This window comes from Luteimonas sp. A478 (assembly GCF_054052025.1).
Genome location: NZ_JBSVRF010000001.1, coordinates 623,149 through 638,063 on the forward strand (window position 1 = coordinate 623,149; position 14,915 = coordinate 638,063).

16 protein-coding genes are annotated in these 14,915 nt (G+C 65.5%); 2 read left to right on the plus strand and 14 right to left on the minus strand.

The window, feature by feature from the left end:
• Nucleotides 1-85: 85 nt before the first annotated feature.
• From guaB to folD, 4 genes are all read right to left on the minus strand, one after another.
• On the minus strand, nucleotides 86-1,543 hold the full coding sequence (gene guaB / locus ACW7G3_RS02905; RefSeq protein WP_456980966.1) for an IMP dehydrogenase: 1,458 nt from the start codon (nucleotides 1,541-1,543) through the stop codon (nucleotides 86-88).
• A gap of 195 nt (nucleotides 1,544-1,738) precedes the next feature.
• Entirely contained in the window at nucleotides 1,739-1,918 is a 180-nt protein-coding gene (locus ACW7G3_RS02910) for a hypothetical protein (protein ID WP_456980967.1), read from the minus strand.
• Between the two features lies 1 nt (nucleotide 1,919).
• Entirely contained in the window at nucleotides 1,920-2,774 is an 855-nt protein-coding gene (locus ACW7G3_RS02915) for a hypothetical protein (protein WP_456980968.1), read from the minus strand.
• A 252-nt stretch (nucleotides 2,775-3,026) separates the two neighbouring features.
• Nucleotides 3,027-3,914, minus strand: a complete 888-nt coding sequence (folD, locus tag ACW7G3_RS02920) for a bifunctional methylenetetrahydrofolate dehydrogenase/methenyltetrahydrofolate cyclohydrolase FolD (protein WP_456980969.1) — start codon at nucleotides 3,912-3,914, stop codon at nucleotides 3,027-3,029.
• A gap of 83 nt (nucleotides 3,915-3,997) precedes the next feature.
• Here folD and ACW7G3_RS02925 point away from each other — a divergent pair, with 83 nt between their 5' ends.
• Nucleotides 3,998-4,312, plus strand: a complete 315-nt coding sequence (locus tag ACW7G3_RS02925; protein ID WP_456980970.1) for a DUF1244 domain-containing protein — start codon at nucleotides 3,998-4,000, stop codon at nucleotides 4,310-4,312.
• A gap of 106 nt (nucleotides 4,313-4,418) precedes the next feature.
• Here the strand turns inward: ACW7G3_RS02925 and moeB are convergent, their stop codons facing one another.
• From moeB to ndk, 10 genes are all read right to left on the minus strand, one after another.
• Nucleotides 4,419-5,552, minus strand: a complete 1,134-nt coding sequence (moeB, locus tag ACW7G3_RS02930; protein ID WP_456980971.1) for a molybdopterin-synthase adenylyltransferase MoeB — start codon at nucleotides 5,550-5,552, stop codon at nucleotides 4,419-4,421.
• Between the two features lie 53 nt (nucleotides 5,553-5,605).
• On the minus strand, nucleotides 5,606-6,829 hold the full coding sequence (locus tag ACW7G3_RS02935; protein ID WP_456980972.1) for a molybdopterin molybdotransferase MoeA: 1,224 nt from the start codon (nucleotides 6,827-6,829) through the stop codon (nucleotides 5,606-5,608).
• A complete protein-coding gene (mobA, locus tag ACW7G3_RS02940) occupies nucleotides 6,826-7,395 on the minus strand; it encodes a molybdenum cofactor guanylyltransferase (protein ID WP_456980973.1) in 570 nt (189 codons plus the stop codon). The genes ACW7G3_RS02935 and mobA overlap by 4 nt, the downstream gene beginning before the upstream one ends.
• A 3-nt stretch (nucleotides 7,396-7,398) precedes the next feature.
• Nucleotides 7,399-8,793: a ribosome biogenesis GTPase Der gene (gene der, locus ACW7G3_RS02945; protein WP_456980974.1), complete on the minus strand. Its 1,395-nt coding sequence runs from the start codon at nucleotides 8,791-8,793 to the stop codon at nucleotides 7,399-7,401.
• Between the two features lie 21 nt (nucleotides 8,794-8,814).
• Nucleotides 8,815-10,014, minus strand: a complete 1,200-nt coding sequence (gene bamB / locus ACW7G3_RS02950; protein WP_456972288.1) for an outer membrane protein assembly factor BamB — start codon at nucleotides 10,012-10,014, stop codon at nucleotides 8,815-8,817.
• Nucleotides 10,014-10,643, minus strand: a complete 630-nt coding sequence (locus tag ACW7G3_RS02955; RefSeq protein WP_456972290.1) for a YfgM family protein — start codon at nucleotides 10,641-10,643, stop codon at nucleotides 10,014-10,016. Before ACW7G3_RS02955 ends, bamB begins: the two co-directional genes overlap by 1 nt.
• A 103-nt stretch (nucleotides 10,644-10,746) precedes the next feature.
• Nucleotides 10,747-11,595 (minus strand): helix-turn-helix domain-containing protein, encoded by an 849-nt coding sequence (locus ACW7G3_RS02960; RefSeq protein WP_456972292.1) that lies wholly within the window; start codon nucleotides 11,593-11,595, stop codon nucleotides 10,747-10,749.
• Nucleotides 11,596-11,603: 8 nt separating this feature from the next.
• Nucleotides 11,604-12,410, minus strand: coding sequence for a type IV pilus biogenesis/stability protein PilW (gene pilW / locus ACW7G3_RS02965; RefSeq protein ID WP_456972294.1), 807 nt, complete (start codon nucleotides 12,408-12,410; stop codon nucleotides 11,604-11,606).
• The gene (gene rlmN, locus ACW7G3_RS02970) at nucleotides 12,410-13,588 is read right to left on the minus strand and encodes a 23S rRNA (adenine(2503)-C(2))-methyltransferase RlmN (protein ID WP_456972296.1); all 1,179 of its coding nucleotides are present in this window, start codon (nucleotides 13,586-13,588) and stop codon (nucleotides 12,410-12,412) included. Before rlmN ends, pilW begins: the two co-directional genes overlap by 1 nt.
• A 42-nt stretch (nucleotides 13,589-13,630) precedes the next feature.
• Nucleotides 13,631-14,056, minus strand: a complete 426-nt coding sequence (gene ndk, locus ACW7G3_RS02975) for a nucleoside-diphosphate kinase (RefSeq protein WP_456980975.1) — start codon at nucleotides 14,054-14,056, stop codon at nucleotides 13,631-13,633.
• Nucleotides 14,057-14,253: 197 nt separating this feature from the next.
• Here ndk and ACW7G3_RS02980 point away from each other — a divergent pair, with 197 nt between their 5' ends.
• Nucleotides 14,254-14,904, plus strand: a complete 651-nt coding sequence (locus ACW7G3_RS02980) for a TetR/AcrR family transcriptional regulator (protein WP_456972300.1) — start codon at nucleotides 14,254-14,256, stop codon at nucleotides 14,902-14,904.
• Nucleotides 14,905-14,915 lie beyond the last annotated feature (11 nt).

Genomic DNA, 14,915 nt, shown 5'->3' on the forward strand with positions numbered 1-14,915 from the left:
CACGCGGTTTCGCGCGCGTGGCGAGCTCCTGCGGGGAGCCTGCCTCCGCGAGGGCGCGAGCTGAAAAACCGGGGTCGCCGCTGCCTCACCCCATGCGGTAGTTCGGCGGCTCCTTGGTGATCTGCACGTCGTGGACGTGGCTTTCGCGCTGGCCCGCGCCAGTGATCTTCACGAACTGGGGCTTGGTGCGCATCTCTTCGATGTTGGCACAGCCAACGTAGCCCATGGTGGCGCGCAGGCCGCCAATCAGCTGGTGGATCACGCCGCCCAGTGGGCCGCGGTACGGCACCCGGCCCTCGATGCCTTCCGGCACCAGCTTTTCGGCTGTGGCTGCTTCCTGGAAATAGCGGTCGCTGGAGCCCTTTTCCATCGCCGCCAGGCTGCCCATGCCGCGGTAGCTCTTGTAGCTGCGGCCCTGGTAGAGCTCGGTCTCGCCGGGGGTTTCCTCGGTGCCGGCGAACAGGCCGCCGATCATCACCGTGGAGGCGCCAGCGGCCAGCGCCTTGCCGATATCGCCGGAATAGCGGATGCCGCCATCGGCGATCAGCGGGATACGGTCCTGCAGTGCTTCGGCAACCATGTCGATCGCGGTGATCTGCGGCACGCCCACGCCTGCCACCACGCGGGTGGTGCAGATCGAACCCGGGCCCACGCCGACCTTGACCGCGTCGGCGCCGGCATCCATCAGCGCCAGCGCGGCATCGCCGGTGACGATGTTGCCGCCCACCACCTGCAGCTGAGGGTAGTTCTTCTTGGCCCACGACACGCGGTCCAGCACGCCCTGGGAATGGCCGTGGGCGGTATCGACGATGATCACGTCCACGCCGGCAGCGGCCAGGCGTTCGATGCGTTCTTCGGTGTCGCCACCCACGCCGACGGCGGCGCCCACCAGCAAGCTTTCGGAGTTGTCCTTGGCCGCGTTCGGGTTGTCCTGGGCTTTCTGGATGTCCTTGACGGTGATCAGGCCGCGCAGCTGGAACTGGTCGTTGACCACCAGCACCTTTTCAATCCGGTGGCGGTGCAGCAGCTCGATCACTTCCTCGTCGCTGGCGCCCTCGTTCACCGTGACCAGCTTGTCCTTGCGGGTCATGATGTTCTTCACCGGATCGTCGAGCTTCTTCTCGAAGCGCATGTCGCGCCCGGTGACGATGCCCACCAGCTGGTCGCCTTCGACCACCGGCACGCCGGAGATGTTGCGCGCGCGGGTGAGTTTGAGCACCTCGCCGATCGAGGTCTGCGGGCTGACGGTGAACGGCTCGCGGATCACCCCGGCTTCGAAGTTCTTCACCTGCAGCACGTGCGCGGCCTGGCGCTCGGGGCTCATGTTCTTGTGCATGATGCCGATGCCGCCGAGCTGGGCCATGGCAATGGCCAGGCGAGCCTCGGTCACCGTGTCCATGGCGGCGGACACGATTGGCAGGTTCAGGTGCAGGCTCCTGGTCAGCCGGGCGGTGAGCAGAACGTCCTTGGGCAGGACGGTGGAATGCGCTGGGACGAGGGAAACATCGTCGTAGGTGAGCGCTTCGGCCTGGATGCGCAGCATGGGCGGTCCGGATCTGGGGAAGCGCGCCATTGTACCGCGCCGGAAGGCTGCGTGCGCCAGTGGCATCCACCCCGCGCTCAGGCGGGGCGGTGCCGCGCGTCAATTGCAAATAATCGAGCCCCCATGGCCCATGTGAAATATTCAACGTCGTCGGACGTCTTGCTAATGAGGGAGCCTAAAAAGCCGGATCCGGTACTACGCGATGTCCAGAAGAAACTCCAACGTCAGCTTGAGAAGGAAAAAAAACACGACGCCTGCGCCCATCCAGGCCAAGGGCCTTTTCCAGCGCGGCCGCTGACGCACGACATAGAATGCAAAAATTCCGGCAATAAGCGGAACGGCCAGGAGAACGATCGAAGTTGCGTCGAAGATCATCTCACCACCGGCCCAATCCGGGATAGGCAGCTTGGCACTGCTTGTTGGCCTGGTTAGTCTTGTGTAATCCGATTAGATAGAGGATTGCACCACCGCCACACCCAAGAGCACCAACGACCGTTTCCCAGGCCATACAGCTTCCGACCGTCACTGCTCCCGTCGCTGCGGTTGTCGCTGCATACTCGACCTTGGCACCGCAAGCCTGTTGGCGCGCGGCCTCAAATCTATCCTTATCGTATGCAACCAGTTCCTGCATGGTCACAGTCCCACCCCCCGCATCCGGTTCCCACCCCGCGCCAAACCCGCTGTAGAAGAGCTTGCCATCGCCGCCAGGCCAAGGATTCGGATGACAAGGCCCGAAATCACAAGGAAGCACGCAATCCGGATGGGGAGGAGCGCCGCATTGGTGGCCTTGGAGTGCGCTTGTTTCATGAGACAGGCTTAAATCTGTATCAGAAAAAGGGGAAATACATACCACGTCTCCGCACCATTCCCACGGGGGCGTCCAAAGGGATGTGTCTGTCGCTACTCTCGGGGGTGCGATTGTGATGAGGTGCTCGGGGTCACGAAGAGACGCCCGAAGTTCGTTGAGCAACTGCTGACGGTGCGCGGGTGTAGCCTCAATAGAGCTGACAGCGTCTGAGAAGCCGACTTCGACCACATCACCCGTCGCATTATCACTGATATACAGTGTATCGGTAGCGTAATCGGCCACTACACGATTGCCATTGGACAGCTGAATTATGGCTTGCTGCCCAATCGGGTCCGTAGACACTTTTTTTATGCCGGACTGCGCATACGAATTGTCTAGAACCAAAAACAGGAACGCGAACAATACGACTTTTATGAACTTCATATCGACCCTCCTTGGCCACTCAACATTCACTATGGGCATTTTCCTCGCTACCGGATTCCATGATAGCAACACCTGGCAACGGACCCAAGAGCAACCGTAACGCCAGATTTCCAAATGTCAAGTGCGTTGCCGCCGAGCAATAGAGACTTGCGTCTTTCTAAACGTTTAATCCCTCTTAGAAAAGCCACACCCCTGAATGCGATAGGCGCGACCTATATTCCGGACTCTAGCGACCGTCCGAGGAAACACTGCCTATCGGGCAGCGCGCAGGCTCAGCTCACCCGACTCACTGGCCTCTACCGCTTCCAACGTGTTCTGCATCAGGGTGGCCACGGTCATCGGCCCTACCCCACCCGGCACGGGCGTGATCCAGCTGGCGCGCTGCGCGGCGGCCTCGAATCCAACGTCACCCACCAGGCGCCCATCGTCCAGCCGGTTGATGCCCACGTCGATCACCACCCCGCCGGGCTTGACCCATTCGCCCGGCACCAGGTCCGGGCGGCCCACAGCCACCACCAGGATGTCGGCGTTGGCGACGCTCTGGCGCAGGACCTCCCGCGGGGTGAACTTGTGGCAGCAGGTGACAGTGCAACCGGCGATCAGCAGCTCAAGCGCCATGGGCCGACCCACGTGGTTGCTGACCCCGACAATGGTGGCGTTCTGGCCGCGCACCGGACGGTCGGTCCACGCCAACAGCGTGGTGATGCCGCGCGGGGTGCAGGGCCGCAGGCCGAACTGGCGCAGCGCCAGATGACCGACGTTCTCCGGATGGAAGCCGTCCACGTCCTTGCGCGGGTCGATGCGGTGGATCAGGCGGGTGGCGTCGGGAATGCCCGGCAGCGGCAGCTGCACCAGGATCCCGTGCACCTCCGGATCAACGTTCAGACGGTCGATCAATTCCAGCAGCTCGGCCTCGGTGGTGCCGGCCGGCATGTCGTAATCAAGCGCGCGGATGCCGACTTTTTCGGCCGCGCGGCGCTTGTTGCGCACGTAGGATTGCGATGCCGGGTCACTGCCCACCAGCACCACGGCCAGGCCGGGAATAGGCTTGCCATCGCCCAGCCGGGCCTCGACCTTGAGGCGGAGCGAATCGAGCAGGCTGTCGGCAATGGCCCTGCCGTCGAGGATGCGTGCGGTCATGCGGAAAGAGGTGCGCTGCGATAGAGTCGAAGCCCCTATTCTCGCCGTTTCATCCCGTGGGCGAAAGCACCGGGATTCCCCACATGACCGAAGCAGACCGTACCACCACTGAAATCGAAGCCGCCGTGTTCCGTCGTATGCGCGAACACCTGCTGCAGCAGCGACCGGATGTGCAGAACATCGACCTGATGATCCTGGCCGGCTTCTGCCGAAACTGCCTGGCCGACTGGTACGGCGAAGCCGCCGCCGATCACGGGATCGAGATGGATCGCAGCGCGGCCCGCGATCATTTCTACGGCATGCCTTTCAGCGAGTGGAAGGCGCAGCACCAGCGCGAGGCGACACCGGAGCAACTGGAAGCTTTCCAGGCCCTGCAGCGCACCCCGGACAAGGGTTGAGCCTTTGCGGCCGTGGGCATGCTGCCCCGGCCACCGTTGTGGACGTCGGGGCGTCCGACACGCGGGTCGGAGCAGGTCGGCCCTGCGTGGCCGACGGGAGCCGTACCTACGCGCCGGAACAGAAAGCCTGGTAGTCGATATAGCCCGGGAACTCCCGCCCCGGCGCGCACAGAGGGCACTCCGGGTCCGGTCCGAGCCGGGTTTCACGGAAACGCATTCCCATGGCATCGAAGTGCAGCAGACGCCCGCGCAGCGGCTCGCCGATGCCCAGCAGCAGCTTGATCGCTTCGGTGGCTTCCAGAAGTCCCACCACCCCCGGCAGGATCCCCAGCACCCCGGCTTCGGAACAGTTGGGAGCAAACTCCGGCGGCGGCGGCTCCGGGAACAGGCAGCGGTAGCACGGGCACTGTCCGCGGTGGCGGCCGGCGTCGAACACGCTCACCTGACCTTCAAAGCGGTGCACGGCGCCATAGACCAGCGGCTTGCGCAGCTTCACGCAGGCGTCGTTGAGCAGGTAGCGGACCGGGAAGTTGTCGGCACCGTCGATCACCACGTCGATGCCTTCCAGCAGCGACTCGACGTTGTCGCTGGTCACCAGCTCCCGCACCGTCTCGATGCGGGTGCGCGGGTTGAGCGCGCCCAGCGTGGCCGCCGCGGAGGCGACCTTGGGCGTGCCGATCGAGGCCTCGGTGTGCAGGATCTGGCGCTGCAGGTTGCTGCGGTCCACCACGTCCGGATCGGCGATGCGCAGGGTTCCAACGCCCGCCGCAGCGAGGTAAAAAGCGGCCGGTGAACCCAGGCCGCCCGCACCCAGCATGAGCACGCGCGACGCTTCCAGCCGCTGCTGGCCTTCCACGCCGATCTCCGGCAGCAGCAGGTGGCGCGAATAGCGCTCGTGGAAGTCGGCATCGAAGTCCGCGCGCGGGCCGCTCATGGGCAGGCCTTCCTCCTGCCAGCGGCCGGTGCCGCCGAGGACCGAATCGACGTTGGCATAGCCAAGCGCGGCGAGCGCCTCGGCCGCCTGGCGGGATCGCCCGCCCATCTGGCAGATCAGGATGACCTCATCGCCGGGTGCCGGAATATGCGCGGTGGGGGCCCGCTCCAGTTCGGCCCGGCTCACCCCAAGCGCACCTTCAGCCATGCCGGCAGCGCGCTCATGGTCATCGCGGATGTCGATCAGCCTGGCGCCACGGGAAACACGGCGCTGGGCTTCGCGGGGAAGAATTTCGTGGATTGCCATGTCGGCATTATCCCGCGTCCCGCCTGTGCCTGCGCGGAACGCCGGCCAGCCGGTCAGTAGGGAATGATCTCCACGACCTCGCCAGCGGCGTAGTCGCGCGCGCCTTCCTGCAGGACCAGCAGCGCATCGGAATCGGCTGCCGCTCGCATCCGGTGGGAACCGTCGGCGGGATTGGGCTCGATGGTCAGCACGCCATCTGCGCCGCAGCACAGCCGCCCGCGCAGGAACTCCAGCCGTTCGTTGCGCTTGTGCCAATCGGTGGCCAGGCGGGCGTACATGCGCTGGCGTGGTCCCCGGCCGCGCATGGCATCCACCAGTGGCCGTCCCAGTGCCAGCCAGGTGGCCAGCACCGACACCGGGTTGCCTGGCAGGCACAGGAACAGCGCATGGCCCAGGCTGGCGCCCTCGGCCAGCAGCACCGGCATGCCGGGCTTGAGCCGGGACTTCCAGAACAGCACCCTGCCCTGGGCCTGCATGAGCGCGGGCAGGTAATCCTTCTCGCCGGCGGAGACGCCGCCGGTGGTGATCACCAGGTCAAACGCGTGGCCGGCGTGGCGCAGCGCAGATTCCACCTGGGCTGGTTCATCGGCGAGGTTCGGCCACGCCACCGGGTCCAGGCCGTCGTTGCGCAGCAGGCCCATCAGCTGTTCGCGGTTGGAGTTGTAGATCTGCCCCGGTCCCAGTGGCAGGCCCGGTTCGATCAGCTCATCACCGGTGCTGAATACCGCCACCGTGGGCACGCGGGTCACTTCCAGTTCGGCCAGCCCCTGCATGGCGCACAGGCCGATCCGCGCAGGGCTGAGCACATCTCCGGCCCGCAGCAGCAGATCACCGGGTGCGGTGTCCTCGGCAGCGTGGCGCACGTTGCGCCCTGCCGTCGGTGCCACCACCACATGGACGGAATTGCCTTCCACCCGGGTGTTTTCCTTCATGACCACCGTATCGGCGCCCGGCGGCATCGGCGCGCCAGTGGTGATCCGCACGCACTCGCCCGGCTGCACTGGTGGCTGCCCGGCAGTGCCGGCGAACTGCTCGCCGGCCAGGAGCAAGGTGGTTTCCCCTTCCGCGTCGAGGTCGGCGTGGCGCAGTGCAAACCCGTCCATGGCCGAGTTGTCGAACGGCGGCTGGGCCACCGTGGCCACTACATCGGCGGCCAGCACCTTGCCATGGGCCCGCTGCAGCGCGCAGCGCTCAACCGGCATGCGGTGGGTGGAACCAGTGTCTTTGATAATCGCTGAAGCTTCAGCGTAGGAAATACGGGTAGGAAAGTCGGTCATCCAGTTTCAATGCCGGCGTCGGCCAGGTCCTGTGGGGTATTGAGATTACCGAAGCGTACCCCTTCCAGCCGAAGCGCAGTCATGCCCAGCTTTGCCTGCAACGCATGGACGGCCAGCTGGCCAGATTCGATCGCGGTAGCGAGCGCCGGCCGCAGCCGGTCAACCGGCCACAGCGCAACCAGCGGCTGCGGGCCGTCATCGTCCACCACCCACGCGCCCTGGTCGCCACAGGCCAAGAGCCTGCGCAGCAGGCAGTCGTTGATGTTCACCACGTCCACCGGCACGGTCAGCAGCCACTCCCCCGAGCAGGCTCGGGCCAGGGCATCCAACCCGCCGAGCGGACCGATGCCGGCCACCCGATCCGCCACCGTGGCCAGGCCTATGCGTGCATAGGCGTCGTGGTTGCGGTTGGCGCTGACCAGGACCTCTCCGACACCGTCGGCCAGCCGCGCGGCCAGCCGCTCCACCTGCGCGATCCCGCCGCGCTGCAACCAGGCCTTGTCCAGACCACCCAGACGCAAGGCCTGCCCACCAGCCAGAATGCCAAGTGTCGTTGCCGCCTGCATGGTTCAGCCCTTGCGTTTGACGTGTCGGATCATGCGCTTTTTCTTGCCTTCCTGCCGCGTGGTAAGCACGTTCTTGCGGTCCTTGTAGGGGTTTTCCCCCTCCTTGAAAAAGAACCGCACGGGCGTGCCCACAAGCTTGAAGCGCTTGCGGAAGAAGTTTTCCAGGTAGCGCTTGTAGCTGTCCGGCAGGGTCCGCAGCCGATTGCCATGAATCACGATGGTGGGGGGGCTGATGCCACCCGGATGACCGAAGCGGAGCTTGGGCGCATGCCCACCCCCCGCCGGTGGCGGGTTCGCTTCACTGGCAATTTCAAGCGCCAGGTTGATTTCCGAAGTGCTGAGTTGGCGGGTGGTGGCCGCATGCGCCCGATGGATGGCGGCAAAGAGTTCCTTCAGCCCGGATCCGTGCAGCGCGCTGATGCGCACCGATTCCGCCCACGGCACGAAAGCCAGCTTGCGCGAGAGCAGCGCTGCCGTCTGTTCGCGCTGATAGGTGCTCAGCCCGTCCCATTTGTTGACCGCGATCACCAGCGCCCGGCCGGCATCCAGCACTGCGCCCAGCACGCTGGCGTCCTGGTCGGTGACGCCCTCGCTGGCGTCCAGCATCACCACGGCCACCTGGCAGTGCTCGATCGCCTGCAGGGTTTTGATGATGGAGAACTTCTCCACCACCTCATCCACACGCGCCTTGCGGCGGATGCCCGCGGTATCGATCAGAGTGTACTTATGGCCCTCACGTTCCAGCTCGGCGGAGATCGAATCGCGGGTGGTGCCCGGCACGTCGGAAGCGATCATGCGCTCCTCGCCCAGCAGGCGATTGACCAGGGTGGACTTGCCCACGTTGGGACGACCGATGAAGGCCACCCGCTTGCGCTCCGGATCATCCTCGAGCTCAACGCCCTCGGCCGGTAGCATCGACAGCACCTGGGCCAGCAGCGGATCGATACCCTGCCGGTGCGCTGAAGACACCGGGAACACGTCCTTGAAGCCGTAGCGCGAAAATTCGGCCTGCGCAACGCGGGCGTCGATGCCGTCGGTCTTGTTGACCACCAGCAACACCGGGCGGCCGCTCTTGCGCAGCCAGTCCAGGAGCTCGTCATCCAGCGCGGAAGCGCCTTCGCGGCCATCGACCACGAACAGCACCAGGTCGGCTTCTTCCGCCGCGGTCCTGGACTGGCGCGCGGTGGCGCCGGCCAGCCCTTCTTCCTCGTCGGTGATGCCGCCGGTATCGACCAGGGCGAAAGGTCGCTCCGGATCCAGGCGGCAGATACCGTAGTTGCGGTCGCGGGTTACCCCCGGCTGGTCATGGACCAGCGCGTCGCGGCTGCGGGTGAGTACGTTGAACAGGGTCGACTTGCCCACGTTGGGGCGTCCGACCAGGGCAACCAGGGGGAGCATTGGGGGTTTGCGCCTGTCGTATCAGTGCTGCAGCCGGTAAGCGCTCAGGTCGCCGCGGACCGTTTGCACTACCAGAATGCCGTCGGCGACCAGCGGTGCGCCTTTGATCGGATGGCGTCCGGCACGGACACGTGCTGCCAGCTCACCGTTGTCCATGCGCAGCCAATGCAGGTAACCATCGAAGTCGCCTACCACGGCGTGGTTGTCATGGATCGCCGCCGAGGTCAGGTTGCGTCGCGCCAGTGCCGCCTGCTGCCACAGGCTGGAGCCGCTGTTCTTGTCCAGCGCCCACACCGTGCCATGACGATCGGCGATCACCAGCCGGTCGAAACCCTGGCCCAGGCGACCCGGGCCGCCGCGATCGCTGACCCAACGCGGCCGGCCGGACGGTGCGTCGATTGCCATCGTCTGCCCGCGGTAGCTGCTGGCATACAGGGTGACGTTGTCGAGCACGGGGCTGCCATCAATATCGGCCATGCGCTCGAGCTCGGTGCGTCCGTCGGGCATGCCAACCTGCTGCTCCCAGATCGGCTGGCCATCAGCCATGCTGAGGGCGATCACGGTGCCGTCGTCATTGCCGACGAACACATATCCGGGACCGATCGTGGGCGCATCATTGCCGCGCACGGTCAGCGAGGGCAGCTCCTGCACCCAGAACCAGCGCTCTGCTCCGCTGCGGGCATCGAACGCGGTAATACGGCCATCGTTGGAACGAACCACTACCAGCCCTTGGCCGATGGCGGGCGGTGCGATGACTTCGTTGCCGAGCTGGGCGGTCCAGAGCTCTGCGCCGGTTTCAGCGTCAAGCGCAACCACCTTGCCTTCCAGGCTGCCCACGGCCACAAGACCCTCGCCCACGCCGGGCGTACCGGCGAGCTGGAGATCGGAGTCGTAATGCCACAGCGTGCTGCCGCTCTGCAGGTCCAAGGCGCGCACGCCTTTGGTCAGCGCTGCCGCATAGACCCGGCCGTTGGCGATAGCCGGGCCCTGGCGCGCACCGATCCGGCGCTCGCCCTTGCCGACCCCGGTGCTCCAGATCCGTTGCACTGACGCGCTTTGGGTGAAATCCTGCAGCGGCATCGGTTCGGTTGCGCTGGGCTCATCATCACTACTGCCAAACCAGCCGCGGACCGTGCCGCAACCGGCCAGGGCCACGGCGCAGGACAGCACCACCGCTCCGCGCAGCAGCGCCGTTCCCATGCCTGTGTTCACTGACTTCATCAAATTGCCCCGGCTTGCGCCGGCTTGCCGCCAGCGTCGATGAGTTTGAGTTCGACCAGCCCGCGCTGCGGCGCTGCCACGTCCAGGTTGCGCAGGGCGGCCTGGTAGGACTCGCGTGCGTCTTCGCGGCGATCCAGGATCACCTGGGCATCGCCCAGCGTTTCCAGCGAAGCCGGATCCTGGCTGTCCACCAGAAGGTCGACGGCTTCGGCGGCCTGCCCGGTTTCGATCAGAAGCTGGGCCAGCCGGTGCTGGCGGATCGGCTCGAGTGCCGGATCGGAACTGCCGGCCCCGCGCAGCGTCGCGATTGCAGCTTCGGCGTCTCCGGTTTCGAACTGGGCCTTGGCCAGGCTGAGCGCGGCCAGGATGGTATAGCTGTCCGAGTCCAGCGTGTCCGCATGCGCGCCGGCCTGCTCCAGATCGCCCGCGGCGATGGCATCCACCACCGCCTGATACCGCTCGCCCTCAGCCACGCGCTGGCCGTGCTGGTGCTTGTTCCACCACTGCCAGCCGCCGATCAGCGCGAGTCCGATCGCAATGCCACCGGCCAGCCCGAGGCTGTTGCGCCGGAGCCAGTCGCGGACGCGCTCGCCCTGTTCGTGATCGTCGTAAACATCGTCAATTGCCATGCTTTCTCCCACCCGGCGCGCAAGCGCGGGCAGCTCCTGTCATCTGGATATGTGTGGCCCGCGACCAGTGGCCGGCCGGCCTTCGCCCGCGCTGCGGGCGACGTCAGTCGGCCAGCGGAGCGAGCGAACCGTCGGAGGATACCGTAAAGCGCGCCACGTTCGCCCGCTGGAACGGCTGGATATCCTGAACATCGCCGAACCGGATCACCTCCACCGCGCCCGCATTGCCAAGCACGATGCGGCTGACTTCACCGGCTGCGTAGCTGCGCTCCTCGCCGGCGCGGAGCAGTGCCTGCTCCAGCTGGCGACCGTTGCGGCCGCTGATCTCCACCCAGCTGTCTTCGTTGAAGCGCAAGGTCAGGACGGGTGCCCCGGGCGTGCTCCCCTCAACCGCCGCAGGCGGCTGGGCCCGGCGGGTCTGGATGGGGGTCATGGAGGCTGCCAGCGGGCGCTGTTGCCGCTGGGCGGAGTCATTCAGCGCGGTAGTGCCCTGCCCTTCGTCCAACGGCCCGCGAGCCAGGTCCAGCGAAGCGACTTCGGCGGGCGAACCCTCCATGTGGCCGCGGGTCACCATCCACACCGGGACCACCAGGGTTGCTGTGATTACCACGTACACCATGCGCCGTGCAGCCTGCTCGGCAATGCGCCGATAGCGCGGCGTGAAAGTACGCGGCTGGAGTGCGGGCGGTGCGACCGGGGGCAGCTCATCGGCCACCGGAAGATCAGCCTCGGCAAGGCCGACGATGCGGGCATAGCTGCGCAGATGGCCACGGACGAACACAGCCGCACCCAGGTGTTCCCACCGCCCTTCTTCAAGCGATGACACAACACGCGCGGGAACGTGCATTTGCGCTGCTACTTCGGCGATACCCAGTCCGGCGGCCTCGCGCGCCTGTCTGAGGCGAAGACCGGACCCCTGCTGGGGAACGCCTGCATTCGCTGCGGATGACATGTGGACTGCTATCCCCCGGGGGTCTGCTGCGACGCGTGAGGGAATTCCGTTCCCAGCCGCTGACGATAACGTTCTGCGGCGACACTGTCGCCCATTCTCTCTTCAATCTGTGACGCAAGCATTAAAGCCTCGCCGGTTGCCGGTGCTGCTGCCAGCCGCCGCTGCGAGAAAGCCCGCGCTTCCAGGTACCGGCCGTTACGGTACTGGTATTCAGCCATCGCTGACAATGCCACGCTATTTTCAGGATCGAGTTTGAGCGCGGCACGAAGGTAAGCCTCGGTGCGATCGCCGCGACCGGCGGTCTCTGCGCAGGCGCCCGCATTGGCCAGGGCATCGGCCCGGGCCGCGTAGCCGGGGTCGGCTACCGCCCGCTCGAAATAGTCCATCGACTCGGCTGCCCGACCCTGCCGGCACAGCCACGCACCGTAATTGTTCTGGATCGCGCCGTTTTCAGGAGCGTGTTCGGCGGCGCTGGCGTAATAGCGCCCGGCCTCTTCGCTGCGGCCGCGGACCATTTCCACCAGGGCCATCATGGTCAGTGCCCGGGGGGCGTGGCGATCGATCTTCAGCGCGGCGCGTGCCGACTCCTCCGCCTTGTCGATCTGGCCGGCATCCAGGGCGCGCCCAGCCGCTGCTATGTGATTGTGTACCTGCGAGAGCCGACGGCTCTCCGCGGAGTCGCCGAAACGGTAGTCGGGCGCAACCTGGTCGTAGTGGCCGCGCTCCGCACTGGGCTTGACGAAGGTGAGGCGTGAACAGGCCGTGGCCGCCAGGGCCACCACCGCTGCCAGCAGCAGCGCGCCACGCACGCCCATCAGCGCTTTTCCTGTTCGGCCAGGTGCTTCTGGAAGTCCGCCTGGCGGCGGGTGCGGTCCATCACCTGGCCCTTGAGCTGACCGCAGGCGGCATCGATATCATCACCGCGCGGACGACGCACCGGGGCGATCCGGCCAGCGTCGTTCAGCAGCTTCTGGAAACGCCGCACGGCGACGTCGTCGGGGCGCTCATAGCGCGTACCGGGGAACGGGTTGAACGGGATCAGGTTGATCTTGGCCGCATCCTTCATCTGCAGCCGGTTGTCGAACTCGCGCATCAGCTGCACCAGCTCGCGGGCCTGTTCGGGCTGGTCGTTCACGCCCTTCATCAGGGTGTACTCGAACGTCACCGACTCGCCCTTCTTGCGCTGGGCGTAGCGCACACAGGCGTCCATCAGTTCGGCCACGGGATACTTCTTGTTGAGCGGAACCAGCTGGGTGCGCAGCTCATCGTTGGGCGCGTGCAGCGATACCGCCAGCGAGACGTCGCTCTCCTGCCCGAGCCGGTCGATCATTGGCACGAGGCCGGCGGTGGACAAAGTGACGCGCCGGTTGGCCAGGCCGTAACCCAGGTCGTCGCGCATCACGCTCATGGCCCGCACCACGTTGTCGAAATTCATGAGCGGTTCGCCCATGCCCATCATCACCACGTTGGTGAGCCTGCGCTGCTTGTGCGGCACGTTGCCCAGGTGTTTGGCCGCCACCCACACCTGGCCGATGATCTCGGCGGTGGACAGGTTGCGGTTGAAGCCCTGGGTGGCGGTGGAGCAGAAGGTGCAGTTGAGCGCGCAGCCCACCTGAGAGGACACGCACAGGGTGCCGCGGCCCTTGTCGGGGATGTAAACGGTCTCGATGGCGTTGCTGCCATCCATTGCCAGCAGCCACTTGTGGGTGCCGTCCACCGAAGGCTTTTCGAACTGGATCTGCGGCACGTGCACTTCGGCAAGCTCGTGCAGCTTGGCGCGCAGGGTCTTGCCCAGGTCCGTCATCTCATCGAAGTCGGTGACGTGGCGGTGATGGATCCACTTCATCACCTGGTGCGCGCGGAAACTCTTTTCGTCCAGCGCTTCCACGAAGAAACGCTCCAGGCCTTCACGGTCCAGGTTAAGGAGGTTCTGCTTGGCGGCTGTTGCAGTCACTTCGGTCGGGATTCCTGATTGGAGGTGGCCACGGATCACGCGCTGGGGATCACGCGCTGGCGCGGATCCGTGGCCGGCAGATCAGCGTGCGTAGACCTCGTCATCGCCGAAGAAGTACTTGATCTCCTCGGCAGCGGTCTCGGCGGCATCGGAGCCGTGCACGGCGTTGGCATCGATGGAGTCGGCGAAGTCGGCGCGGATGGTGCCCGCCTCGGCTTCCTTCGGGTTGGTCGCACCCATCAGCTCGCGGTTCATGGCGATTGCGTTCTCGCCCTCCAGCACCTGGATCATCACCGGGCCGCTGATCATGAACTCTACCAGCGCGCCGAAGAACGGACGTTCACGGTGCACGGCGTAGAAGCCTTCGGCCTCTTCGCGGGTCAGGTGTTTCATCCTGGCGGCAGCGACCTTCAGGCCGGCCTTTTCGAAACGCGAATAGATTTCGCCGATGACGTTCTTGGCGACGGCATCGGGCTTGATGATGGACAGGGTGCGCTCAAGCGCCATGGGGAGGTCTCCGTTAGCGGGCCCGCCACCACGTGGCGACCCAGATTAGCATGTAAAAACCCGCGAAAGGACGCGGGTTTGGCCAGTTCAGCTGTCGCCAATTCTATAGGAATCCGGGCCCGGTTGACAGCTTCGTTTGACCGCCGGTGTGGATCCGCTTAGCATCCAAACAAACGTTTGAACCGGCCTTGCAACAGATGTCCAGCACCCGTTTTTCCACCAAGGAGCGCATTCTCGGCGCCGCAGAAGAGCTGTTTGCACAGCAGGGCTTCAGTGGCACGTCGCTGCGCCAGGTCACCTCCCGCGCCGAGGTCAACATTGCCGCGGTCAACTATCACTTCGGCAGCAAGGAAAACCTGGTCAACGAGGTGTTCCGGCGGCGCATGGACGAAATGAGCGCGCAGCGCCTGGACATGCTGCGCAAGGCGCAGGAGGACGCCGCCAGCCTGGAGACGATCCTGGCCGCGTTCGTGGAGCCGGCGCTGGCCCTGGCAGCCAACCGCAACGGGGGCGGCGCTTTCATCAGGGTCATCGCCCGCGCCTATGCCGAGACCAATGACGGCCTGCGGGCTTTCCTGTCCGAACGCTACGGCCACGTGCAGCGTGATTTCGCCCGTGCACTCGCCGCCTGCCTGCCGGAGTTGTCAAAGGAAGAACTCTACTGGCGGCTCGATTTCCTGGGCGGGGCACTGACTTACGCAATGGCGGATTTCGGCCTGATCAAGCGTCCTTCGGGTGTCAGCGAAGTTGAACACAGGCGGCGGGCGGGTAGCGAGCTGATCCGCTTCGCTGCAGCCGGTTTCCGCAGCGCGGGATTGGCAAAGAGCCATCATTCCGTAACTGAATAAAATCCATTCGA

What these genes read in the sequence shown, in the direction of transcription:
- ndk (WP_456980975.1), bottom strand. Translation starts at nt 14,056, where the DNA reads ATGGCGCTTGAGCGCACCCTGTCCATCATCAAGCCCGATGCCGTCGCC.
- pilW (WP_456972294.1), bottom strand. Translation starts at nt 12,410, where the DNA reads ATGGGCGTGCGTGGCGCGCTGCTGCTGGCAGCGGTGGTGGCCCTGGCG.
- guaB (WP_456980966.1), bottom strand. Translation starts at nt 1,543, where the DNA reads ATGCTGCGCATCCAGGCCGAAGCGCTCACCTACGACGATGTTTCCCTC.
- ACW7G3_RS02910 (WP_456980967.1), bottom strand. Translation starts at nt 1,918, where the DNA reads ATGATCTTCGACGCAACTTCGATCGTTCTCCTGGCCGTTCCGCTTATT.
- ACW7G3_RS02960 (WP_456972292.1), bottom strand. Translation starts at nt 11,595, where the DNA reads ATGTCATCCGCAGCGAATGCAGGCGTTCCCCAGCAGGGGTCCGGTCTT.
- folD (WP_456980969.1), bottom strand. Translation starts at nt 3,914, where the DNA reads ATGACCGCACGCATCCTCGACGGCAGGGCCATTGCCGACAGCCTGCTC.
- ACW7G3_RS02915 (WP_456980968.1), bottom strand. Translation starts at nt 2,774, where the DNA reads ATGAAGTTCATAAAAGTCGTATTGTTCGCGTTCCTGTTTTTGGTTCTA.
- ACW7G3_RS02980 (WP_456972300.1), top strand. Translation starts at nt 14,254, where the DNA reads ATGTCCAGCACCCGTTTTTCCACCAAGGAGCGCATTCTCGGCGCCGCA.
- der (WP_456980974.1), bottom strand. Translation starts at nt 8,793, where the DNA reads ATGCTCCCCCTGGTTGCCCTGGTCGGACGCCCCAACGTGGGCAAGTCG.
- ACW7G3_RS02925 (WP_456980970.1), top strand. Translation starts at nt 3,998, where the DNA reads ATGACCGAAGCAGACCGTACCACCACTGAAATCGAAGCCGCCGTGTTC.
- moeB (WP_456980971.1), bottom strand. Translation starts at nt 5,552, where the DNA reads ATGGCAATCCACGAAATTCTTCCCCGCGAAGCCCAGCGCCGTGTTTCC.
- bamB (WP_456972288.1), bottom strand. Translation starts at nt 10,014, where the DNA reads ATGAAGTCAGTGAACACAGGCATGGGAACGGCGCTGCTGCGCGGAGCG.
- mobA (WP_456980973.1), bottom strand. Translation starts at nt 7,395, where the DNA reads ATGCAGGCGGCAACGACACTTGGCATTCTGGCTGGTGGGCAGGCCTTG.
- ACW7G3_RS02935 (WP_456980972.1), bottom strand. Translation starts at nt 6,829, where the DNA reads ATGACCGACTTTCCTACCCGTATTTCCTACGCTGAAGCTTCAGCGATT.
- ACW7G3_RS02955 (WP_456972290.1), bottom strand. Translation starts at nt 10,643, where the DNA reads ATGGCAATTGACGATGTTTACGACGATCACGAACAGGGCGAGCGCGTC.